The sequence below is a fragment of the Ochrobactrum sp. MYb379 genome (genome assembly GCF_037479515.1).
Lineage (GTDB): Bacteria > Pseudomonadota > Alphaproteobacteria > Rhizobiales > Rhizobiaceae > Brucella.
Window position 1 is genome coordinate 153,945 of sequence record NZ_JBBGYW010000004.1, and the last position, 22,736, is coordinate 176,680.

Consider the following 22,736-nt stretch of genomic DNA (forward strand, 5'->3'; position numbering starts at 1 on the left):
CATTAAGTCGTCTTCCTGGTCTTTTGTAGTTTCTTCGGGATGCCGCAATTCTTCACAAGCTCGCTTAAGCGACTTCCATTTCAAATTTGTTCTGGGGTAGGGCGGGCAGGATTGCGTTTTTGAGCTCGATAGATGCTGGATGAGAAAGCATCTCTATATCGCCGTTATTTTGCTCTTCTACAAAACGGCCATTTTCCATCACGAGAATTCGGTCTGCAAAGCGCTCAACGAGCCTCAAATCGTGCGTGACGAAGAGATACGAAACCTTCTGGCTGTCTTGCAATTTTGTGAGTAGTTTTAGCGCAGAGGCTTGCAAGTGCGTATCAAGGTTTGAAACAGCCTCGTCGAGAATAATCAGTTTGGGATTTGCCGCAAGCGCTCGAGCTATGCACACGCGTTGTAACTGACCACCACTGATCTGCGAGGGTAGCTTGTTGAGCAGATCTTTTGTCAACTCGACCATGTCAAGAAGCTCGACAATGCGCGTGAGCCTCTGCTCTCCTTTGAGTTCAGTAAGGTGCCTCAACGGCTCTTCAATGATGGACTTGACCGTCATGCGCGGATCCACGGCACTGGGTGAATCCTGAAAGACCATTTGCACATCGCGGCGAAATAAGCGCGTTTGCTCACGCGTTAGCTTTCGGGTCGATGAGCCTTGGTAAAGTACCTCGCCCGTTTCAGGATATTCCAATCCGCAAAGCTGTCTTGCAAGTGTGCTTTTGCCACAGCCGCTGCGTCCCAACAGGGCAATCGTCTCACCTTCTTGAATGTTCAACGATACATCATCAAGAATGAGGCGCGCAGGGCTCGATCCCATCAGAGAATGCGTCTGGTAAGATTTACCGATATTTTTTGCTTGCAAGAGCATCAGACAGCCAACTCCATGCCGTATAACGATAAGTGGGCAGACACCAGCATTCGTGTGACGGGGTCTTTGGGTGAGTTAAAGATCTTTTCGACCAGCTCTTTCTCAACCAATATCCCATTTTCGATAACTGCGACCTGATCTGCTATTTTTGCAACAACGCCCATGTCGTGCGTTATCAGCAGAACGCCTAAGCCTTTTTCTCGGGCCAGCTTTTCGATAAGGTCCAGAATTTTCATCTGAACAACCAAGTCTAAGTCAGTCGTTGGTTCATCAGCAAAAAGAAATTCTGATTTACTCAGCAAAGCGATTGCAATCATCATGCGCTGCAACATGCCGCCACTCATTTCGAATGGGTAAAGATCAAGTATTCGATCAGGATCATCAAGCTCGACGGCGAGCAAAGCCTCTTTGATATCGGCCTTTTCATGACGACTATTGCGACCGAGTGCTGAAAGCGTTTCTGCAATATGCTGCCGCATCGTTCGTACGGGATTAAACGCACTACGCGGATTTTGCATGATGCTTGCAACGTGATTGCCGCGCAGTTCTTTCGCGCTTACTTGTTTGCCGTCAAGCCAGATTGCTCCATAAATCGTCCTTACGCCAGGCGGTAATACGTCAAGGACTGCGGAGCATGTCATTGACTTGCCCGAGCCACTGGCACCAACAAGGGCTAATATTTTGCCGCGTTCGATCGTGAGCGAAAGATCAGCAACAATCAGGTGAATGTGGTTCTCGTGCGCGTAACCGACGGAGAGATTACGAATTTCCAGAGTCTGCGAATTTAATGACACGTTTCTGCCCTCAGATTAGGATCCAGGCGGTCTCTCAGGGCATCGCCTAAGACATTGAAAGCCATCACGCTAAAAAAGAGAATGAGGCCGGGCCAGAAGATCAGCATTGGCGATGTCCAGACAAACTGCCGTGCATCATTGATCATGACGCCCCACTCAGCCGTTGGCGCAGCAACACCCAGACCAAGGAAAGACAGGCCGGAGACGTGAAGCATCATGTGCCCGATGTCCAAGGTTGCCAGCACCATCAACTGCGCAATCGTTGCGGGAAACAAATGCTTCATGAAGACGCGAAGTCGACTGGCTCCGCTTAGCCGTGCAGCAAGAATGAACTCCCGGTGACGAAGTGAGAGAACAATGCCGCGAACAATGCGCGCGTACCAGGCCCAGTGTGACAAAGCGATGGCGATGATTACATTGACGATGCCAGTTCCGAGCATACCAATCATGAAAAGTGCAAGAACGAGTGTGGGAAAGGTTAGAAAGACGTCTGTTACGCGCATAATAATCTGATCAGTGCGCCCACCGACAAAACCCGAAAAACCGCCAATGCTGATGCCGAGAGTTAGGATGATGAGCAGAGTGATTGCGACAGCTCCGAGTGAGACACGAGCACCTGCAATCAAACGAGAGAATATGTCTCGTCCCAGATGATCGGTTCCCAGCCAGAATGTGCCATCGGGTGATTGCAGTCTTCGGCCAATGTCGACAAAATCAGGGTTGTGAGGCGATATCCAAGGCCCTGCTATGGCTGCGATCACAATCAGGCTGACGACTGCGAATGAAAACCAGAGAAGTAAATTGCGGCTTAAGGTTTTTGACACGCTTTGTGCGGTGACTTGATTTTGCATCATTATTGTACACCCTCCGCTGATAGGCGGATCCGGGGATCTGCGATGGCATAGATGATGTCGACGATAAGATTACATAGAACATAAATCACGACCATGAGCAGCGTGAAGCACTGAATTACCGGATAATCTCTGTTGAGGATTGCGGATACCGCATATCGACCGACACCCGGCCAGCCGAATATGCTTTCGATGATGAGTGCACCACCAATGAGTTCGCCGATATGCATGCCAATAGCTGTAATGATCGGGAGCCAGGCGTTGCGCAGAATATGTGAATGTTCAACACGCCGGTCTGATAATCCGCGTAAACGTGCATATCGTACATGACGCTGTCCGCTAACTTCAAGCATGCTGGCGCGCAAAAGCCGCGCGTTGATTGCCAGAGACATGAATGAGATTGCTATAACAGGCATTATGATATGGGAAATGCCCCCTTTACCCATCGGTGGCAGCCAACCAAGGTGAACGGAGAACACCAGTACCAATAAAAAGCCCAGCCAGAAATTCGGCATCGACACACCGACAAAAGCAATGAACCGCACGAATTGATCTGGCCATTTCTCGCGATAACGCGCAGCCCACATTCCAAGTGGAATAGAAAGACCGATGGTTAAAAGAAGTGCCAAACCGGCGAGTTGCAAAGTGGCTGGGAGGAAATGCAGAATATCGGGCAATACCGTCCGTTGCGTAGCATAAGATATGCCAAAATCTAACCGAAGAGCATTCCACAACCATTCAAAATACTGGACAAATATCGGTTGATCGAGCCCGAGCATTTGCCGGGCATTTTCCAGTGCTTGTGGTGTCGGTGGGACTTTGGATAGTCTGAGATAATCCATTGCTGGGTCACTTGGACCCAGCCTCAAAGTTAAGAATATGAAAAGTGATGCACCGAGCAACATCGGTATGAGAAGAAGCACTCGCCTGAGAATAAAAGCTGGCATGGCACTTAATCTGCCTTTGGCTTCAGTTGTTCAAACGGCACTTCACTTGACATTGCGCCAAACGGAATTGGACCAACTTCTGGCTTTGCAACAGCAATAGCTGTGACGAATGTTAGCGGAAGATAAACGGCCTCCTCATGCAAACGGGTCAGGATGTCCTTATAGAGTTGCTTTCTGGTTTCCTCATTGCCCGTTGTGAACACTTGGCCAATTTTTGCGTCAATCTCGGCCTTATCCGTCAGCCCTTGCTGTGCCTGATAATCAGCATGTGAAGGAATGCGCATGGAGCTGACAAAGGCATGGGGATCAAATGGCGCGCCCCATGTGCGATTGAAGATCAGGCCAAATCGCCCGTCGCGCTGACGGGCGTAGACACTGCTTTCTTCCTCCCCGGTAAGTTTTACATCGATGCCGATCTGTCGAAGATCTGCCTGAACGACTTCGGCAATAGATTTTGCAATAGCATCCGTTCCGATGAAATTAAGTTCAACGGTTAGTGCTTCACCATCTTTTTGGCGAATGGCTCCCTCGCTGTTTGCTTTCCATCCGGCCTCATCCAACAGGCGTTTGGCACCCTCAACATCATATTCGTAGGGCTTAAGACCAATATCTGCATAGGGTACATTGGTTGAGAAAAGCGTATCTGCTCGCTTTTGCGTGCCGTAGAGCACCTTATCTATCATCTTGTCTTTGTTGACAGCATGGTTGATTGCCTTGCGAATGGCGAGGTCATGCGTTGCTCCGGTCTTTGTGTTAATCGCAAAAACCCAGGTTTCCATTGGGTCGGACAGTTCTGTCGTATAGACACCCATGTTTTTAAAACGCTGAAAAGTATCAGGATAGAGCGGGCCGTCTAGACCGTAGATGAAGTCTACTTCCCCGGTCTCAAAAGCAATGGCGCGGGTATGTGGATCAGGGATAACTTTGACAGTGATCTGCTCATATTCAGGCTTATCCCCCCAGTAGCCCTCATTCCGAACGAACTCATCCTTTTCACCCAGCCTTGTTTCGACGAGCTTCCAGGGCCCGGTGCCAATCGGCGCAACGATGCCGTCTTTTGTGCCACCGTCTTTAAACTGCGAAGGTGCAATAAACCTGAATGGGCGCGGCAGGGCCAATTCCTGAAGGATGGGGTAATATGCGTCTTTAAGGGTCAACTTAAGCTTGTATGGTTCAAGTGCCTCTGCCGAGGTAATCTGGTTAGCCAGCTCGAGCCAGGCATGCCGTTCTCTGTTTGCAAGAACAGCATCGAAATTTGCTTTGGCGGCGGCAGCATCAAAAATCTCACCATTGGAGAATTTTACATCTTCACGGAGTTTGAAAACATAGGTTTTTCCGCCGTCTTCAATGTCCCAGGATTCCGCGAGCCATGGCTGTACTGAGCCGTCGCTCATATATCGAACCAGGGGCTCATAAACCATATTCTGCCCCATCATCTGATTGGGCGTATAAAGATGCGGATTAAGAGGGCCAACATTAACGGGCCATGCAAAATTAAGCTTGTTTTCTGCTGTTGCTACACCGCCAACAGAAATTGTTAGCGCGAGTGACATCGCGAGCGAACGAATGAATTTATTCACTTAAACCCCCAAGAAAGTATGACGAATCTTATTAAAGATCATACTTTCTTGGGGGTCAACAACTTATCTAATACGCCGAACTAATAGGAAGTATTGCCACTCTGCCGGTTGGCGATTGAACAATCTCTGAATCTATACCGTAGACGTCCCTTAAGGTTTTCTCGGAGATGACTGAATTGAAGCTTCCTTTCGCAAATATCCCGCGCTCGTTTAGCAAAACAATGGTTTCTGTATGCCTGGCTGCCAGATTAAGATCGTGAATGGCAATCACAACAAGCGCCTTTGTTTTCTCGACGTAATTACGTAATCGATCAAAAACCTGCATCTGATGACGGATGTCGAGAGCACTCGTGGCTTCATCCAAGAGCAATAGACTTGGTTGGCGAATAAGCCGCTGCGCCAGAATGACGAGCTGTTGCTGTCCACCAGAAAGATTGTGCATTGAGCGGGCATGCAAATGCGCTATGCTAAAATCTTCGAGAATATTGATAGCCCGATCGACCAGATCAGACGACACGCGAATACCAAGTTGTTCGTGCATTCCCAGAAGCACGGTCTCGATCACCGTCAGTTCTGCGCGCACCTGACAGTTTTGCGGCATGAAACCAACGTTCTTTATATTAACAATTTCGTTCTGCCATGTGATACGCCCTGAATAATGCAATAATCCGGCGACAGTATTGATAAGCGTGGATTTGCCGGTTCCGTTTGGCCCAACCAATCCAACAATTTGCCCGTTGGAAAAGCTACTCCAACTGTGGAGAAGTTAGCCCAAGTGCATCATGCTTGTGTTTAAGTCCTGCAGACGGATCACTTTCGCAGGCTTGTTTACATTGCAGATGGAAAGGTTGTCCAATGGGCTTGAATCAGAGCCAGAATTTTTTGACTGGGAATCTGCAATGGCTGATGGGCGCGTGTTCTTGACTCTACGTCAAAATCTTTGGGGAAGCGCATACCACGGATCAGTTCGCGCCAACAATTCGGCACCAGTTTCAAATTAGCCAGTTCATGCCGCTTTGAAGGAATAAATGTTTCTGACTTGGAATCAGAAACACCGATGCCAAGAAATTTGCCCCGTTACGTCGCCATGCTCGACGCCATCTATCACTTTTTCAACGTCAAAATGAGTGGACTTGTCCCGAAGTTAAGCATGAGCCAACGTTACAAAATTGCAACCGATATCATGAGCGCCATTATTGAGCGGGGTTTTGTTATAGGCCGACGGCCTTCCGCAGAGCATCATTCATATTGGCGCGCCAATTCTTTCCATTGGCTTTGAACTTGGCAACTACATCAGGATCGAGACGAAGAGTTACGGCTTCTTTTGGTTTATCGATGCGAGGGCGACCACGCGTAGTTCTGCCTTTTTCGAGTTCTGCAAAAAAGGCAGTCGGCAAAATTTCTTTAGCTGGTTTGAGGCTTTTGATTTCCTCCTCGGTCAGAGAAGGGCTGTCAACAGCATCCCAATCCTGCTTGGTGTAACCGTGTTCAGCAGCATGTTCAGGTCGAAATTTGATAGCCATTAGATTAAGCCCCTTTCTTTCTGGTTCGCAGGGCGAAAGCTGATGATCGAAATCGCCTCAGTGCCAAGTTCCGCATAGATTACAACCGCGGTACCGTCTTCGAAATAGCCAACTGCCTTCATTCGGTTAGTGTGGCTCCCGGTAATAAGGGCTGTCTCCCATCCGAAAATACAACGTCAGCGAAATCCATTCCGTGTTTGGCGAGATTTGCTTCGCGCTTGGGTTCGTCCCATACGATCTTCATGTAAATTTATGTACACGAAAAATCGATGTTCCGCGAGAATAAAAGTGTACATTAAAAGCCGGGTTCACTCGGTAATATCCCTATGTGGGGAGCGCTCGGCCCCTTTTTCTGCGGTTTACGGCGAATGCGATTTCTCGACCCCAACTCAAAATCAGAAACAGGCCAACCAATTCGCACCGTTTAATCGGGCGAACCTAGCCGTATCGTTGGTAAAGCCCAATCAGGACTGCAGCAATTCAGTGTAGATGAGCTCGATACGCGCAGCCTCCTCTTCAGCCAGGCCGGCAAACTCCCTTTCGCGAGCACGCTTCGACAGCTTACCGCCATTCTGGCTTAGAAAGCGGAACAGGAGATCGAGCAGCCTGTCCGGCATGTCAATCATCCGCGAGACCTCATTCTTGAAACTATCATAGGTTTTCAGGAAGGCGGTCTCTGCTGGCAGGTCAGTATCAATGGTACGCGCCACGCATTCGAACAGGAATTCCGCATGGGGCGTTGCGTCGAAATATCGATAAAAATCGACCGTCTCGTTCAGCACCTCGACATTGCCTCGCTCGGTCGGTCGCCAGCGGACAAAAGGCAACAGGCGACGGGAATAGGTCTCCAAGACGTGCCGGTACTCATCAATGCGGTCGAGAATGACTGCCGAGACAGGAAACACCAACCCAGGCGGATTGAAACCGCGTTCCGCCAAAACATGATGGATGACGTAACGATGCAGGCGTCCATTTCCGTCCTCAAACGGATGGATATAGACTAAGCCGAAAGCAAGGGTGGCCCCGGCTAATACCGGGTCCAGTTGCCGTGCTGCACCGCGGTCGAATGCGGTCAATCCTTCGATCAGAGTCGGCAGATCGTCATGCCGGGCGCTGACATGATCCGGAATGGGCGCGCCGCTCAGGCGATCATGCTCTCCGACAAAGCCGCTATCAGCGCGCAGGCCAAGGTGCACGAAACGCGCATCGCCAATAACGATGCGCTGCAATCGTTCCAGTTCGGCACGGTCGATTGGATGGCGACCGGCCTCCGCGATAACCTGTCCCCAGCGTTGAATGCGGTCCGGTGGAGGGTCTTCGCCTTCAATCTGGAAACTCGACCGTGAATCCTTAAGGAGCAGGAAGGCCGCAGTACGAGCAAGCAAATCCGCCGGCACCTCAGCGATCAGGCGCCGAGCCTCCTCGCCGAGATCTCGGGCGATAAAAGCATCCAGCTTGGGTGTGCGGAAGATCATCGGGCAGAAGGCGGGTGTGCCCGGCAGATTATTCTTCACCCGATGGCGAGAGGATGTCGTCCCATCGATTGCCCATTGCAGATCGGGATCGACGACCAGGGCGTATGTGCCTTGGGTTGCATCATCGAGATCGAGCCTAGTGTCGAGCAGCCATTCATAAAGAAACCAGAGACGCCGCGCATACGCACCGGTCGGCGCTGCATGCACGATCTCGATAAGTGGCCTTGGCCCAGTAGCCTGAAACAGGGCTTTAAGGACGGCTAGGTCCAGACCTTCGTAACGTAAAGCGAAGGTCAAATGGCCTGTGAGACTAGCGTCTGGTTGGTGGCGTGGCGTATAAAGCTTCCAGTCGTCAGCTTGATAGACTTTGTGGCGCGCACCGATGGCGGCGAGGTTGATCGGCACGGGAACAGCGAGCTCGAAAGCGTCGATTAGGGACGCGTATCCGACCGGAATTGCTCGTTCCGGCAAGCGACGGTCGTGAAAAAAGCTTGCCTGGCCTGAAAATGGCTTCTTTTGCCCAGGAAGCATGATTTTTGATACTTTCCCATGAAATTCTTTTTCACTCGCATTGTGTCATGAAAACCAATCTTATTCAATGAATTTCGAATCTGAATGAGGTCACTCCGTGAAAATCAATAACAGACGCCACGAGGGGAGATCAGGCTCCGTTCTGCGAATGATCGGAATATGAGTTCGGGGAGGACTCTGTAGCCGAAGCACTTCCCCGGGTTCTGGCGCGGATTTTTCATTTCTGCTGCGCTATTGTCGTTTCGGTGGGAATAATTGAGTGAGGTGACTGGCTATGGCGATTGATTTCAAAGGTTTTCATTTCCCCAAAAGTGTCATCCTTTATGCGGTGTTCTTCTATGTTCCTTATTCCGTTTCTTATCGTGATCTTCAGGAGATCTGGCCGAGCGTGGAGTGGACGTTGACCATGCAACATTGAATCATTGGATTGTTCGTTACGCGCCGCAGATTGCAGATCAGGCTCAGAAGCGTAAACATACAACCCTTCACTCGTAGCGTGTTGATGGTTCCACCAGAGATGTCCCGTTGCGCGCTGCGCCAACCCATTTTCCATTCGTGTACGACGATCTTCCAACCATTCCCGAGGACGCAGGGGAATGGCAAGTCGGGTAGTATTAGCAACATGGAAAAGCTGCCCCAGGTGCATCATGCCTTCCCTTATGGCATGTCGAAGCAAAATTTTTTGCAATTCTGCTTTTAACGCATTTGGCAACGTGGTTCGTCGGCTTTGGGTTGGAGCCGGGAATATTGACTGGTTATCAGCAATCGATCCAGTGATAGGGGCAAGTAGTTCATATCCTCCCAAGGCGAGAGATGCATCGGCTTGGCGCCAATGGAAATCCTCTATAGACAGTGTAATTCATATGCATTACAATTAAGATTTATGTTGGAGATACCTATGGCTTCGAACGCACTCGTTCAAACTCGCATTGATGCCGAAGTTCGAGATCGTGCCTCCGCGGTGCTTGAAAGTATGGGGCTTACGGTGTCAGAAGTAGTCCGTATTTTACTCACCCGGACGGCGAAAGAGGGGGCATTACCGCTCGAACTTATATCAGGCAGCGAAGCGCACGATGCCTGGTTTCGCAGTAAGGTTCTGGAAGCGCTTCACGACACGCGACCCGACGTGCCGGATGATGAAGTCACCGCTCATTTCGAAAGACGACGGGCGGCAGCGCGCCTTAAAGCAGCGGCGCTTAAATAGTGAAGCTCATCTGGTCCGCATTTGCTTTATCAGATCGAGACGCCATCTTCACATTTATTGAGGCGGATAATCCCTCATCTGCAATAATGGTTGACGAACGTATCGTTGCCGCTGCTCGTCGCTTAATCGATTTTCCGGCGAGTGGTCGTGTTGGTAGAATTGCCGGAACGCGAGAGATGGTTATAAAAGGTACCCCATACGTTGCGGCTTATTCTGTAACGCAATCGGCGGTTCGTATCTCCGCGTACTTCATGGCGCACAGGAATGGCCAGACATTATCCCCACCAGCTAGGGGGCGAACTTTAAGCCGCGGAACAACGGGACGCCAATTCACTTCTCTTCAACATAGACGCGAGATATTGCTGCTGAGGAGAAGGTAATCGCCGAGAATCCTGACTGGCAATCAATCCTCGACCTGTTCTCGATTATTGCGCGCAAATCACAAGCGTGAGTGGTTGAGAATGAAGTAAAATTGTGCTGCCTTGACGAACCGCAATGGTTCATAAATAATCTGAATGAACCAAGGAAAAGCTAATCATGACTGCTGCGTTTACGGTCCGTGTGCAGGACGACGTCGCCAGAAAGCTCGATAAAATCGCCGCGCTGTCTGATAGATCACGTGCTTATCTTGCCGCACAAGCTATCGAAGACTATGTCGTCCGGGAAGAATGGCAATTGGCGGAGATTCAAGCACGAATCGCAGAAGCGGATCGCCAGGAATTCGCTACTTCGGAAGAGCTGGGCAGCGTCATAGCGAAGTATGTTGGGGATGGTCGTCGCGCATGACTGCTCCTAGTTTACGCTAGACACGCCGCGCCAATCGTCGGCTCGACCAGATAGGTGCCTATATAGCAAAGACAATCCCGACGCTGCCGCTCAAATTGTGACGCGCATTGTCTCAGCAGTGGATAATTTAGCAAGTTATCCCTCGATGGGGCGGCCGGGTTGTATAAAAGTTTATCCCCTGTTGGCCAGTCAAGATTGCCTGCTGCCATCGGCTTGTCGCCCTTGACCACCGGTAGTCTGGAAATCGCGTGGCGCTGCCGTGTAAAATGTGTCCCATAGTGCATCCGTCCAGGCACGGGAAAATAGTGCACCATCAAAACTTAGGATCAAACACGTGGGCAGAACAGTTCAATGTCATGCTTTTCAAATGAATGGTTGATCAGAAATAGAAGGCCCGGTCGTTCAACCGGGCCTTTGTTTGTTTAAGCGCCGTATGGAACCCAGATATTTTTAACCTGAATAGCCCTGCGCAAATAATCGCGCCCCTGCGCTTCGGCTATGTTGTTCCAGTTTGGCAAACGGCCATTGCTGACCCATGTGGCCTTCAGGTTTCCGACAGAAGCCTTTTCGACCATGCCACTGCCTTCCTTTGAGCCGAAGTACCAAAGCGATGCCACTTCATCATGCTCGGCCAGTGTTTTGGTGAGCAGATCGCGTTCGCCGGTGACGATGTTGACAACACCGCCCGGAACATCGGACGTATCGAGCAACTGATAGAAGTCACCCGCAATCAGCGGATGACTGCTTGACGGCACAACGACGGTACGATTGCCCATGGCAATGGCTGGCAGCACAAGCGAGACGAGTGAGAGGAGCGGTGCCTCATCCGGGCAGACAATCCCCATCACGCCCCATGGTTCATTCATGGCCAGCGTCACATGGCGTGACCTGGTTGCATGGACCGCACCATCGAACTTGTCCGCCTGTGCTGCGTAATAGAATATCCGACGCAGCGATGCTTCGACTTCATCAGTCGCTTTCTTCTCGCTGACGCCAGTGCTTTCGATGAGAGCTTTGATGAAGTCTTCGCGACGTGCATCAAGATTTTCGCCGAGATAGTAAAGCACCTGCGCCCGGTTATGCGCCGTTGCACTGCCCCAGCTTGAAGCCTTGGCTGCGGCTTCAACCGCGTTGCGGATGTCTTTGCGGTTGCCAATGCCCGTCTGACCGATGATCGCTCCGCCTTTGCCAGTGACCGAATAGCTGTAACCGCTATCAGGACGCGCCTGCTTGCCGCCAATATAATTCTTCATCGTGCGGTCAATGCCGCCGATTGCGATCTTTGCCTCACCGGATGGCAAAGCGGATGGCACGAAGGTTTCAGCCGCCTTGGATGAGCCAAGCGCCTTTTCCCAATCAGCCGTGAGATATTCGTAAAGCCCTTCGCGTGCGCCTTCACGACCATAACCGCTTTCACGATAGCCGCCAAAGCCTGCACCTGCATCCAGCATATTGGTGCAGTTGATCCAGACAACACCGGCTTTCACACGGGCTGCAAGATCAAGCGCGACATTGATGTTTTCCGACCAGATCGAAGCAGCAAGGCCATAACGTGTATTGTTGGCAAGAGCGACTGCTTCATCGGGCGTGCGGAAGCTTGTGGCAGCGGCGATCGGTCCAAAAATCTCCACCTGACAAACCGTTGCCGCCTGATCAACTTCGGTGAAGAAACCCGGAGCAATGTAATTGCCCTTGGCAGGCAGCGGATTTGGCGTCTGCCAAAGCTGTCCGCCTTCCTCAATACCTTTCTGAATGAGATCAGAAATGCGCTTCACCTGCGTGGGAGAAACAATCGCACCAACATCGGTGGATTTATCCAGCGGATCACCAACGCGTAAGGTCTCAAGACGCTTTTTCAGCTTGGCATAGAAGCGATCGGCAATGCCTTCCTGCACCAGAAGGCGCGAACCCGCACAGCAGACCTCACCCTGATTAAACCAGATGGCGTCGACCACACCTTCGACGGCTGCATCAAGATCAGCATCTTCAAACACGATGAACGGCGACTTGCCACCTAGCTCCAGCGAAAGCTTCTTGCCAGAACCGGCAATCTGCTCGCGGATAATACGGCCCACCTGCGTGGAACCCGTGAAGGCAACCTTATCGACACCTTCATGGCCGCAGACGCTCGAACCTGTGGTGCCGTCACCCTGCACGATATTGACCACACCCGCAGGCAGGCCAACTTCATGGCAGATTTCTGCAAAGGCAATAGCTGTGAGTGGTGTGAGATCGGCAGGCTTTAACACCACGGTATTGCCAGCAGCCAAGGCTGGTGCGATCTTCCATGCCAGCATCAACAATGGGAAGTTCCACGGAATGACCTGAGCGCAGACACCAACCGGCGAGAAGCCTTTGAACTCGTCTTCGACCATCTCTGCCCAACCGGCATGATGGTAGAAATGGCGCACAGCCAATGGAATATCGATGTCGCGCGTTTCACGCAGCGGCTTGCCATTGTCCATGGTTTCCAGAACTGAAAGAAAGCGTTCGCGCTTCTGAACATGACGGGCGATGGCATAAAGATATTTGGCGCGTTCATGGCCGGAAAGCTTCGACCATTTGCCAAAGGCACTGCGTGCGGCTTTCACCGCCTGATCGACATCTTGCTCTGTGCCAAGTGTTATCTCTGCAAGCTTGTCGCCATTGGCTGGGTTATTGACGGCAATCACTTTGTTGCCTTCAGGCTTGACGAAAGCGCCATTGATATAATGACCAAACGAACGGCCATGCTGTTCCAGCCACTGCTTCACATCGCCGTTTGCTTCAGGGGAAGGTCCATATTCCATGGTCTTCAGAATGTCCTTGATGGGTCGCATTTTATTTTCCTTACGAGCATTTCCAGCAAAAGCGCGAAGCGGTTCTGAGTAGGAGAATGCGAAATTCCAAATTTAAGCAGCAGCATGACGGTTGGCGCTCGAATAGCGTCCAGTCACAAAGTGCTCCAATTGCCGTTCAATATCGCCAAGCATCGACGAAGCGCCCAGGCGGAACAAATCCGGTTGGAGCCAGCGATTGCCGAGTTCCTCTTTCATCAAAGTCAGCCAGGCGAGTGCATCCTTTGCGGATTTCAGGCCACCGGCTGGCTTGAAGCCAACAATCTGGCCAGAAAGCTCGCCATAATCGCGCAAGGCGCGAACCATGGTCAGACTGACAGGCAGCGTCGCATTGACATCTTCCTTGCCGGTCGAGGTCTTGATGAAGTCAGAGCCCGCCTGCATCGCAACCATCGAAGCGCGATAGACGTTGGTGAGCGTGTTGAGATCGCCGGTCGCAAGAATGGCTTTCATATGCGCATCGCCACAGGCTTCACGCATGGCGGCAATCTCATCATAAAGCGCTGACCAGTTCTGTGTCAGAACATGTTCGCGGGTGATTACGATGTCGATCTCATCCGCACCCTGCTCAACCGCATAGGTGATTTCGGCAAGGCGCAACGGCAGCGGCGTCAAGCCTGCTGGAAAGCCGGTTGCAACGGATGCGACTGGAATGCCAGAACCTTGCAGCGCCTTGACCGCATAGGGAACCATGGTTGGATAAACGCAGACCGCACCCGTGGTGATGCCCGCATCAGCCAAGCCCAGTGCTTCAAGAATATCATCACGAACCGGACGGCGCGCCTTGGTGCAAAGTCGGCGCACACGGCCTTCGGTATCGTCACCGGCAAGTGTGGTGAGATCAATGCACTGGATTGCGCGCACAAGCCATGCAGCCTGATATTCCTTCTTGATCGAACGACGTGCAGCGAGCGTAGAAGCCCGCCGCTCCGATGCACTCCGGTTCACAACAACATCTTCAAACCAGTCAGGCTTGAGCGATGTGCCAGTATTGCGGGGAAAAGTTTCACTCATTTTATTGTCCGTCTGTAGGGTTCATGAAGCTTCTGGCGCGTGGATGCGGCAGAACGCTTCAAATTCATCTGCACTGGCATAGGCTTTTTGTGTTCCGGGTCGGGTGATGGAATGGGCTGCATAAAGTGAAGCTTTTGTGAGCGACGCTTCCACATCACCGTTCTGAGCATAAAATCGAGCAAACGAGCCGATAAAGGCATCCCCTGCGCCGGTTGTATCTTTCGGTGTCACTTTGACTGGCAGAATATTGACGGTCTCGGTTGCGGTGATCATGCGTGCACCACGTCCACCAAGCGTCACGATAACGGTACGAATGCCCCGCGCGATCAGTGATCGGGCAGCAATGACAATCTGATCGTCGGTATCTGTTGGCAGACCGGAGAGAAGCGCAAGCTCGCTCTCATTGGGAACAAGAAATGTTACCTGCCGAATAAGCTCTGGATCAATATTTGCAGCAGCAGGTGCTGGATTGAGAATGGTCTCAATTCCGTGTTCGGCAGCAAAAGCGATTGTGTGATACACCGTCTCGACCGGCACTTCCATCTGCATGAGAATGAGGCCGCATCCTTTCAGATCGTTTGCAGCCTTATCCACTTCTGCAGGCAGAAGATCGGCATTAGCGCCCTTGACGATGAGGATCGAGTTTTCGCCTGAAGGTTCTACGAAAATAGGTGCCACACCGCTCGATTTGCCAGCAACCTTTACGACGTGTCGCGTATCAACGCCGAAGCTGTTGAGGTTGCGGATAGTGTTGTCAGCAAAGACATCATCGCCAACCCGCGTTACCATCAAGACGTCGGCACCCAGTCGCGCCGCTGCAACGGCTTGATTAGCACCCTTGCCACCGCAACCGATCTCGAACGTTGGTGCTTCAAGCGTTTCGCCAGGGCCGGGCATACGGTTCACATAGGTGATGAGATCCACCATGTTGGACCCCACCACTCCGATCTTTCTGGTCATAAGACGTCTCCTTGGAAAATTCAGAGTGCCCTGATTTTGGCTTCAAATTGTTTTGCGGCGGACTGATCGAGATAGCCAACGCGCACAGGGAAGATGGCACGCTCACCCGATGCCAATGCCCGCAAATTGTTTTTGGCTTTTTCAGCGAGATAACCTTCCGGCTCACAGGTCGATGGTAGAGCAAAAGCTGCAACCTGCGCATCACCGTTGACAAGAACCCACCGCACGGTTTTTGGGAAAGCCTCAACAGGATAGGAGATCGCAAAGCCATCACCATCGGTGAGTTGCATCATTTGATGCGTTTGACCAAGAGCGTCGCTCGGCAGATCGCGAATGTAGAAAACCTGCTCAGGATCGTAGCGTTCTGGCTCGTCCAGCACTTCCATCGCTGACGGATCGGCGGCCAGGTGATTGATCAAGGCCAGGTAATCGTCATTAGGCGTTATATGCCCTGGAACGGCAGTGCGAACCTCAACGTGATCGGGTGAGAAGCCAACTGGCTGAATGATACGTGCAGCTTCGTCATAGGCGAAGTTGACGTGGCACATATACATGAGCTCCATTGGTGCCGATGACAGGTTTTCAACGTCCATTGTGATGTCGAAAAGCGTATCCTGTGCATGGAGACGAATGCTCGGGCGGGCAAGATAATGCGCGCCAAAGCCCATCACGTATTCATATTCTCCAGTGAGTTCGACATAAGCACCGCGTTGGTCATTGCCGAACAAAAGCCCTGCCTTGTCCATCTTCGCACAAGCCATTTCGCCATGCAGAAGGTGATCGTCCTGCGGCGAAGGGCATCCATTGCGCAAAATGCCGCTATGAAAAGCAAAGCAGCCATAGGTTTCTACAATAGTGGTCGCAGGGCGTGGCATGGAGAAGCTGTTACCCATCGTGAGATCGACACCGTCAAATTCCGCACCCCACACCATCTGTCCCATAAAAGGCAGCACGATGAGATTGCCACGTTCGTTTTCGATCAGCAGCGCTTCGATGCTGCTTGGATAGCGAAACGCTGTAACACTCAGTCCGTCTGCACTGGCAATGACATGTGGCTGCTCAGTAAAATCCTGACGACGAAGATGAAATTCAATATCCGCCATTTGGGATCACCTGCCTTGATTGCGCGAAGCGTTAATCGCGATAACGATGATGAGGAATGCGCCCCAGATGAAGTCGATCAAATGGTTGGAGAACCGCATCATCTGAAAGCCGGAGGAAAGAAGCATCAGGGCGACGAGTGCAATTGCGATGCCAAGCACACGCCCTTTACCGCCAGCCGGATTGGTGCCACCAAGCACTGCAATCAAAACCGCCTGCAACAGATAGGATGCGCCGTAGTCAGACTTGGCCGCATTGGTGCGTCCCGATAGGATGATCCCGGCAAGCGAAGCGAGAACGCCACTCAGCATGTAGGAATAAAGGATCATGCGCTCTTTGCGGATACCCGCAAAAACTGCTGCACGCGGATTGGTGCCGATCAGCATCAGATTGATGCCGAGCGTGGTACGAGTCAGCAGAACTCCGACAACAAAACAAACAGCGATGAACAGCAGGAATGGCGTAGCTATGCCCATGATCTTGCCATTGCCAACCCAGTTCCACGCTTCGGGGAAACCGACGATTGCAGGTCCACCTGTGAGCACCAGCGCCAGTCCCATCAGGACCTGACCCGTACCGAGAGTCGCAAGAATTGGCGTAATGCGGAGTTTCGCGATCAGCAGGCCATTCACCAGCCCGGCTAAAAGTCCGATTAGCATAGCGATCAGGATTCCGATAATCGTGTAGAACAGCATGCTGGAGCCAGATGTCTGCGCCGCCTGCACCATGCTTGAATGGAAATAAACCCCGGCCACAATACCTGCCAGATTTGCAATCCCGACAACAGAAAGATCAATGCCGCCGGTCAGCATTGCAATCATCATGGCGATGGAAAGGATGCCAAGCTCCGGCATGATATAGCTGATGGATTCAAAATTATAATAACGCAGGAACTTGTCTGGATTCATCCACGTCATTAGTGCGAATACGATGATCGTGATGACAATGAGCTGGATGATATTGTTGTCTGCGCCAAGGATGCGGCGCATGTCGAAAGACTTTTTCATGTCGCTTTCTCCGTTCAGGCGATGCTTTTGCGATCGCGCCATGCTGTAATGGCGGTAGCTGCGATGATGATAAGACCGACCACGACGCGCTGCCATGTGGTATCGACCTTCATGATGATGAGAGAGTTTTTGACCATCACGAGCATGAAAACGCCCATGAGGGTGCCAAGTACGGTGCCGCGACCGCCAAAGATGGAGGCACCACCTAGAACCACGGCTGCAATGACATCGAGTTCCAGACCGACAAAATCACGCGGATTGGCAAGCCAGATCATTGATGAATGCAGAAGCCCTGCAAAGCCTGCAAGCGCACCAGCCACGCAATAAACGAAGAAAATTGTGCGGCGTGTGTTGAAGCCAACGCGCTTGGCTGCTTCCGGTGAGCCACCATAGGCATAGACGCTTCGCCCGATCATTGTATGGCTGAGGATCAGATGGATCATCAGAGCGATTGCGAGATACACAACGAACATCGCTGTCAGGCCGAACGTGGTGCCTGTGGCTGATGTCAGCGAAATCACATCCGTCTTACCAAACTCAATGAGTTCTTTCGGCATTTTGTTGATATTAACGATGCTGGTGCCGACGAGACCCAACACAAGGCCGCGTACAATGGAGCCGGTGCCAAGCGTCACGATCAGTGGGATCATCTTGAAACGGTGAATGATGAAGCCGTTGAATGCCCCAAGCAGCAGGCCGATAAGCGTTGCCGCTACAAATGGGATGAAAACCCCATCATAGCCAAAGTAAACCATAGCGCGGACGGTCAGGTACATGGCCGCGATGGCGAAGGCGGTGAACGAGACATCGATGCCGCCGGAAATCATCACCAGCAAAACACCGAGCGCCATGATGCCGATCACGACATTGGAGCGAAGGAGGCCAAAAATATTATCCAGTGACCAAAAGGCTGGATTAATAAGGCCAATAGTGATCATTGCGAGGAGAAGCACACAGGCAATGATAAATTCGGTACTGCGAAAGAATTTCATATGCCGGTTCCTCAATTCAACGTCTTGAGCCGGTCATTGACGGCATCTTCGGTCATGTTTTCACCGGAAAGTTCATCGACGAAACGTCCGCGATGCATCACCAGCACACGATTGCAGTTTTGAACCAGTTCGGGCACATCATCCGAAATCATCAGCACAGCCAGACCTTCGTCCTGTGCGAGTTTACGGATAATATTGTGAATCTGCGCTTTCGAGCCGACATCGACGCCGACCGTCGGGCCATTGAGAATCAGTATTCTGGCACCTGTCAGAAGCCAGCGCGCCAGCACAACGCGTTGCGCATTGCCGCCGGAAAGATGATTGACTGGCGTATGTGGGCCGGGGGCGATAATGTTCATGGCCGAGAACATATCGCGGGTGGTCGCATCAGCCTTTTTGCGATTGATGAACAAGCCGCGTACGAATTTATCGATTGAGGTGACAATGATATTGCGCTCAATGGATTGCGTGAGAAAAAGCCCTTCGGTGAGACGATCTTCCGGCACATAAGCAACGCCGCAGGCGATACCTTCCTGAACAGTTTTCGGATGAACGTGTTTGCCTTCGATCTGTATCGAGCCGGTGAAATCAGGCTTCATACCAAACAAGGCCAGCGCCAACTCTGTACGGCCCGAGCCAATAAGACCGGAGATTCCAACTATCTCGCCTGCGTGAAGTGTCAGGCTGGCATTTTCAACAGAACCCGCAACGGTCAGATTTTCGACTTTAAGGCTTGGCATGTCGGTTGCGCCTTCACGCCGCGACCAGTGATAGCTGTGCGCAGTCAGTTCCTGACCGGTCATTGCATGAGTGATGGATGGTTCATCAAATTCACTAATCGGGCCTTCAGCAACTTTCTTGCCATTGCGAAAAACAGTTAGCCGTTCGCTGATTTCCAGCATTTCGCGCATCTTGTGGCTAACGAAAAGAACAGCGATACCCTGTGCCTGAAGATCGCGCACGATCTTAAACAGCGCATCAACTTCATGCCTTGTGAGGGCAGTTGTTGGCTCATCCATGATCAGAAGCCGCGCGTCGGCCATAACGGCGCGCGCGATTGCTACGATCTGCTTGCCGGATGTTGGCAGGCTGTCTACATCAGCATCCAGATCCATCTTAATACCAAGACGATCAAGCGCCTGCTGCGCAAGTTCGCGCACGCGCTTCCAGTCAACAGCTTTGCGGCCTTCCATAAGGAAGGTATTAATCGCCAGATTTTCAGCGACAGTCAGGTTTCCGAACAGGGAGAAATCCTGATAAATAACCTGAATGCCATGGTGCACGGATTTGACGGGATCAAGCTTGCCAACGGCTTTTCCATCGATCAGGATTTCACCGTCTTCGGGCGTATAAACACCGGACATGATCTTGATTACTGTGGATTTGCCGGAGCCGTTTTCGCCGGCAAGACAGTGAATTTCGCCCGGCTTGATCGTAAAGGACACATCGTCCAATGCCTTAACGCCGCCGAAACGCTTGCCGATATGGCGCAATTCGATCAGATTTTCAGTCATAGAGGCCTCATGCAAGGCTGCAGATGCAGATGGAGTGGGGAGAAAGAGGCAGGCGCCTCTCTCTCCTGTTCAGAAGCGATCAGAAATCGTACTGATCCATATTTTCCTTGGTCACACCGACCCAGCCCGCACCATAAAGCATGTTTGGCTTGGAAGCGTCGGGAGCCAGCAGGCTTTCATAGCCTGGAAGACCCATGTTCAGCCCAGCCTTAATCTGGTCGTTCTTCTTTTCAAGCGCTGCAACGGCCAGCATGTTCATGGCATAGCCAGCAACTGCCGGGTCCCAGAACTGGATATACTGAATATCGTCGTTCTTAATATATTCGCCAGCAACCGAAACGAGGCCCGTACCTGCAAAGAATACCTTGCCCTTAAGGCCACCTTCAGCAATCAGACGACCTGCACCAGCCGAGGTTGGCATTGGAGCGCCCAAAATGCCTGTGATGTCTGGGTATGCAGTCATTGCTTCCTTGAGCTTGGTGTAATCCGTGTTTGCATCGTCATAGGTTTCGAGACGCTCGGTCACCAGTTCCATCTCAGGGAAGTTGGCCTTCTGATACTCAACAGCACCATCGATCCATTCCATCTGCGATTTTGCAGTCAAACCGCCGACGGTTGCGACATACTTGCCCTTGCCACCCATCGACTTGCCGAGTTCCTTCATCAGGTTCGCGCCATAAGCCTTGTTGTCAAAAGCTTCGATGTTGAAGTCGACGTTCTGAATGTTTGATGCTTCGTGGCTGATGACGACAATGCCGCGATCACGGGCTTTTTTGAGAACAGGCTCAACTGCTTCGACCGAAAACGGAACGATAGCGATGGCATCAACACCCTGAGCGATAAGATTTTCAACAATCTGCACCTGAGCGGCGGCGTCTGCCTGGCTCGGGCCGACCATCCATACATCGTTGCCAGTATCGGACTTGAACTGCTCAACACCATCACGCATGCGGTCGAACCAAGCAATGCCGTCAACTTTAACAACGGTCGCAATGGTGTATTTCTTGTCGTTTGCGGCAGCGATCAGATCCTGGTTGACCTTTGATGTATCGACCACACCTTCCGCGAAGGCATGTGGCACAGCAACAGACATGGCAATAGCCATGGACGCGATAAACTTCTTCACCGGTATTTCCTCCCTGGAAACGATAGTTCCCGCTGGAACGCAATTGCGCAAACGGGATTGGTGACCATTGATTTTACGCTGATGCTCCGCAATGCGATGCTCACATCAGAGTCTCCTCCATTGCAGCCGCCATTTTCGGTTAGCTGCAAAATCCTCTTTCCGACAATGGCTGCAAGACATCCTAGTGCTTGCGACCAAAGCTGTTGTCGTATCCTCCACATAAAAACAGACCATAATGTTATGATCGCATCATTATGTTTGGATCGTTTCATATTACTGTTTGACCTGTCAAGTGTAATCCATCACAATTGCATAAACTCGGGGGGCGGGCTAAATCAAACCGCACCACAACGGAAATGGGGAATCAGTGAGCAGGATCAGTCGAAAAGATGAGCGGATCGCTGAAATCGCAGCTCTCATTGAAGAGGTCGGGGTGTTACGTCTTCGGGATGCAGCTATAAAACTGGGCGTTTCCGAAATGACGATCCGGCGCGATATTAGTCGCGATGCGGGACCATTCAATTGTTTGGGTGGTTACATTATTCCCGTGCAAGATGGCGTAAATGGCAGCGATTATATCTTTGATTTTGAAAAAGATTGTCATGCCAGCGGTAAGATTGAGGCCTGTACTGCGGCTGCAGCTCTTATTGAGCAACACGATACTATCTTTATTGATTGCGGCACTACGACACCACATCTCGCGCATTTTATCCCACAAAACCAGCACCTGACGGTTGTCTGCTATTCGCTGAATGTCGCGGAGATTCTTTCACGCCGGAACGATGTTCGGTTGATTGTTCTCGGTGGCATCTACCATCCGGAAGCAGCGTCTTTTTCGAGTGATGAAGGCATTGAGGTGCTTAAGCGCTTGAATATAAACAAAGCATTTTTGTCCGCAGGCGGCGTTGATGAACAGCACGGCGTAACCTGTTCCCATTTTCATGAAGTGCCGGTCAAGCAGATGGCAATGCAACGCGCTTTACAGAAATATCTGGTTATTGATGAGAGTAAGCTTGGAAAAGTGCGTGCCGCACGCTTTGCTGGCGTGGCTGACTTTAACAAAATTATGCACAAATAGAGGCAGCTCTTGCTGGCAATCAATGTTGTTAGCGCAATGCATAGTGTCCACTCGAATTGGTATAAACGTCATACCTCACCTTTAGAATTGACGATAACGTTCGAGCGGTAGCCATTTGCTTTGGCGTAAACATTAGAACTTTGCATCGCTGGCCGATTATCTTCTTTCCAAACTGCTGACTTGGCAGCAGCTAGCTCCTGCACAATCACCCTCTCGGGTGCACGCGAAACATATATATTATTGTATTATGTCGGCCCCGTTTAAAAAGAAGATCTTTATCGATCGAATGATTGGTTGCGCGCTTGACTCTCGCCAAGTTCCAGTTGTGGCGTAAGAGATACTTCTTCGATCCAATATTTCCATGCGCATAGTTATCAGCATTCAGCCCAGATCTGTATGCAACTCGTAGGCAGAAAGGGGCACGTCTATTGCAAACTCGGAAAGGGTCGATAAGCACCGGTCTATGATCGACTGCAGCTTCGAAACGGCAAAGAATGACTTCGATCTCGAACATCCCGCAGCCCGTTCCGAGCTTGGGTGGCGTAGCC

19 protein-coding genes and 4 pseudogenes are annotated in these 22,736 nt (G+C 51.3%); 5 read left to right on the forward strand and 18 right to left on the reverse strand.

Annotation, left to right across the window (positions count from 1 at the left end; translation table 11 throughout):
- Positions 1-64 precede the first annotated feature (64 nt).
- The 9 genes and pseudogenes from nikE to WH356_RS10740 all read right to left on the reverse strand — a co-directional run bounded on the left by nikE (position 65) and on the right by WH356_RS10740 (position 8,569).
- Positions 65-871, reverse strand: a complete 807-nt coding sequence (gene nikE, locus WH356_RS10700; RefSeq protein WP_339511159.1) for a nickel import ATP-binding protein NikE — start codon at positions 869-871, stop codon at positions 65-67.
- Entirely contained in the window at positions 868-1,662 is a 795-nt protein-coding gene (locus WH356_RS10705) for a nickel import ATP-binding protein NikD (protein WP_445253654.1), read from the reverse strand. Before WH356_RS10705 ends, nikE begins: the two co-directional genes overlap by 4 nt.
- The gene (gene nikC / locus WH356_RS10710; protein WP_339510598.1) at positions 1,653-2,516 is read right to left on the reverse strand and encodes a nickel ABC transporter permease subunit NikC; all 864 of its coding nucleotides are present in this window, start codon (positions 2,514-2,516) and stop codon (positions 1,653-1,655) included. Before nikC ends, WH356_RS10705 begins: the two co-directional genes overlap by 10 nt.
- Entirely contained in the window at positions 2,516-3,460 is a 945-nt protein-coding gene (nikB, locus tag WH356_RS10715; protein ID WP_339510600.1) for a nickel ABC transporter permease subunit NikB, read from the reverse strand. The genes nikC and nikB overlap by 1 nt, the downstream gene beginning before the upstream one ends.
- A gap of 5 nt (positions 3,461-3,465) precedes the next feature.
- Positions 3,466-5,013 (reverse strand): nickel ABC transporter substrate-binding protein, encoded by a 1,548-nt coding sequence (gene nikA / locus WH356_RS10720; protein ID WP_339511163.1) that lies wholly within the window; start codon positions 5,011-5,013, stop codon positions 3,466-3,468.
- 94 nt (positions 5,014-5,107) lie between these two features.
- Positions 5,108-5,776: pseudogene (locus WH356_RS10725) on the reverse strand (ABC transporter ATP-binding protein); the annotation flags it as partial.
- 475 nt (positions 5,777-6,251) lie between these two features.
- Positions 6,252-6,563, reverse strand: a complete 312-nt coding sequence (locus WH356_RS10730) for a BrnA antitoxin family protein (protein WP_339510602.1) — start codon at positions 6,561-6,563, stop codon at positions 6,252-6,254.
- Positions 6,563-6,807 (reverse strand): annotated as a pseudogene (locus tag WH356_RS10735) (BrnT family toxin). Before WH356_RS10735 ends, WH356_RS10730 begins: the two are co-directional and overlap by 1 nt.
- Positions 6,808-7,027: 220 nt before the next feature.
- Entirely contained in the window at positions 7,028-8,569 is a 1,542-nt protein-coding gene (locus WH356_RS10740) for a Fic family protein (protein WP_339510604.1), read from the reverse strand.
- Between the two features lie 274 nt (positions 8,570-8,843).
- On the opposite strand from WH356_RS10740, the pseudogene WH356_RS10745 reads away from it, so the two are divergent.
- The 4 genes and pseudogenes from WH356_RS10745 to WH356_RS10760 form a co-directional block, all read left to right on the forward strand.
- Positions 8,844-9,061 (forward strand): annotated as a pseudogene (locus WH356_RS10745) (IS6 family transposase); the annotation flags it as partial.
- A gap of 406 nt (positions 9,062-9,467) precedes the next feature.
- On the forward strand, positions 9,468-9,773 hold the full coding sequence (locus WH356_RS10750; protein ID WP_339510606.1) for a type II toxin-antitoxin system RelB/DinJ family antitoxin: 306 nt from the start codon (positions 9,468-9,470) through the stop codon (positions 9,771-9,773).
- A pseudogene (locus WH356_RS10755) lies at positions 9,773-10,065 on the forward strand (type II toxin-antitoxin system RelE/ParE family toxin). The gene WH356_RS10750 and the pseudogene WH356_RS10755 overlap by 1 nt, the downstream one beginning before the upstream one ends.
- A gap of 245 nt (positions 10,066-10,310) precedes the next feature.
- Positions 10,311-10,559, forward strand: a complete 249-nt coding sequence (locus WH356_RS10760; RefSeq protein ID WP_339510608.1) for a CopG family ribbon-helix-helix protein — start codon at positions 10,311-10,313, stop codon at positions 10,557-10,559.
- Between the two features lie 422 nt (positions 10,560-10,981).
- Here WH356_RS10760 and WH356_RS10765 read toward each other — a convergent pair whose 3' ends face one another.
- The 8 genes from WH356_RS10765 to WH356_RS10800 form a co-directional block, all read right to left on the reverse strand.
- The gene (locus tag WH356_RS10765; protein WP_339510610.1) at positions 10,982-13,378 is read right to left on the reverse strand and encodes an aldehyde dehydrogenase family protein; all 2,397 of its coding nucleotides are present in this window, start codon (positions 13,376-13,378) and stop codon (positions 10,982-10,984) included.
- 72 nt (positions 13,379-13,450) lie between these two features.
- Entirely contained in the window at positions 13,451-14,410 is a 960-nt protein-coding gene (gene deoC / locus WH356_RS10770) for a deoxyribose-phosphate aldolase (RefSeq protein WP_339510612.1), read from the reverse strand.
- A gap of 21 nt (positions 14,411-14,431) precedes the next feature.
- Entirely contained in the window at positions 14,432-15,370 is a 939-nt protein-coding gene (gene rbsK, locus WH356_RS10775; protein WP_339510614.1) for a ribokinase, read from the reverse strand.
- A 20-nt stretch (positions 15,371-15,390) separates the two neighbouring features.
- Entirely contained in the window at positions 15,391-16,473 is a 1,083-nt protein-coding gene (locus WH356_RS10780; RefSeq protein WP_339510616.1) for an aldose 1-epimerase family protein, read from the reverse strand.
- 6 nt (positions 16,474-16,479) lie between these two features.
- Positions 16,480-17,478 (reverse strand): ABC transporter permease, encoded by a 999-nt coding sequence (locus WH356_RS10785; protein ID WP_339510618.1) that lies wholly within the window; start codon positions 17,476-17,478, stop codon positions 16,480-16,482.
- Positions 17,479-17,492: 14 nt separating this feature from the next.
- Positions 17,493-18,470, reverse strand: coding sequence for an ABC transporter permease (locus tag WH356_RS10790; RefSeq protein WP_339510620.1), 978 nt, complete (start codon positions 18,468-18,470; stop codon positions 17,493-17,495).
- 11 nt (positions 18,471-18,481) lie between these two features.
- Complete coding sequence (locus tag WH356_RS10795; RefSeq protein WP_339510622.1) at positions 18,482-19,984, reverse strand: sugar ABC transporter ATP-binding protein; 1,503 nt, start codon at positions 19,982-19,984, stop codon at positions 18,482-18,484.
- A gap of 79 nt (positions 19,985-20,063) precedes the next feature.
- Entirely contained in the window at positions 20,064-21,110 is a 1,047-nt protein-coding gene (locus tag WH356_RS10800; protein WP_339510624.1) for an autoinducer 2 ABC transporter substrate-binding protein, read from the reverse strand.
- A 367-nt stretch (positions 21,111-21,477) separates the two neighbouring features.
- Here WH356_RS10800 and WH356_RS10805 point away from each other — a divergent pair, with 367 nt between their 5' ends.
- On the forward strand, positions 21,478-22,188 hold the full coding sequence (locus tag WH356_RS10805; RefSeq protein WP_339510626.1) for a DeoR/GlpR family DNA-binding transcription regulator: 711 nt from the start codon (positions 21,478-21,480) through the stop codon (positions 22,186-22,188).
- Positions 22,189-22,256: 68 nt separating this feature from the next.
- Here the strand turns inward: WH356_RS10805 and WH356_RS10810 are convergent, their stop codons facing one another.
- Positions 22,257-22,397 carry a type II toxin-antitoxin system CcdA family antitoxin gene (locus WH356_RS10810; RefSeq protein WP_339510628.1) on the reverse strand — a complete coding sequence of 47 codons (141 nt, stop codon included), beginning with the start codon at positions 22,395-22,397 and terminating at the stop codon, positions 22,257-22,259.
- Positions 22,398-22,736: the final 339 nt, after the last annotated feature.

Bases quoted from the DNA above. Each gene is read 5' to 3' on its own strand.
- nikC (WP_339510598.1), bottom strand. From the start codon at position 2,516: ATGATGCAAAATCAAGTCACCGCACAAAGCGTGTCAAAAACCTTAAGC.
- nikB (WP_339510600.1), bottom strand. From the start codon at position 3,460: ATGCCAGCTTTTATTCTCAGGCGAGTGCTTCTTCTCATACCGATGTTG.
- nikA (WP_339511163.1), bottom strand. From the start codon at position 5,013: ATGTCACTCGCGCTAACAATTTCTGTTGGCGGTGTAGCAACAGCAGAA.
- WH356_RS10730 (WP_339510602.1), bottom strand. From the start codon at position 6,563: ATGGCTATCAAATTTCGACCTGAACATGCTGCTGAACACGGTTACACC.
- WH356_RS10740 (WP_339510604.1), bottom strand. From the start codon at position 8,569: ATGCTTCCTGGGCAAAAGAAGCCATTTTCAGGCCAGGCAAGCTTTTTT.
- WH356_RS10750 (WP_339510606.1), top strand. From the start codon at position 9,468: ATGGCTTCGAACGCACTCGTTCAAACTCGCATTGATGCCGAAGTTCGA.
- WH356_RS10760 (WP_339510608.1), top strand. From the start codon at position 10,311: ATGACTGCTGCGTTTACGGTCCGTGTGCAGGACGACGTCGCCAGAAAG.
- WH356_RS10765 (WP_339510610.1), bottom strand. From the start codon at position 13,378: ATGCGACCCATCAAGGACATTCTGAAGACCATGGAATATGGACCTTCC.
- deoC (WP_339510612.1), bottom strand. From the start codon at position 14,410: ATGAGTGAAACTTTTCCCCGCAATACTGGCACATCGCTCAAGCCTGAC.
- rbsK (WP_339510614.1), bottom strand. From the start codon at position 15,370: ATGACCAGAAAGATCGGAGTGGTGGGGTCCAACATGGTGGATCTCATC.
- WH356_RS10780 (WP_339510616.1), bottom strand. From the start codon at position 16,473: ATGGCGGATATTGAATTTCATCTTCGTCGTCAGGATTTTACTGAGCAG.
- WH356_RS10785 (WP_339510618.1), bottom strand. From the start codon at position 17,478: ATGAAAAAGTCTTTCGACATGCGCCGCATCCTTGGCGCAGACAACAAT.
- WH356_RS10790 (WP_339510620.1), bottom strand. From the start codon at position 18,470: ATGAAATTCTTTCGCAGTACCGAATTTATCATTGCCTGTGTGCTTCTC.
- WH356_RS10795 (WP_339510622.1), bottom strand. From the start codon at position 19,984: ATGACTGAAAATCTGATCGAATTGCGCCATATCGGCAAGCGTTTCGGC.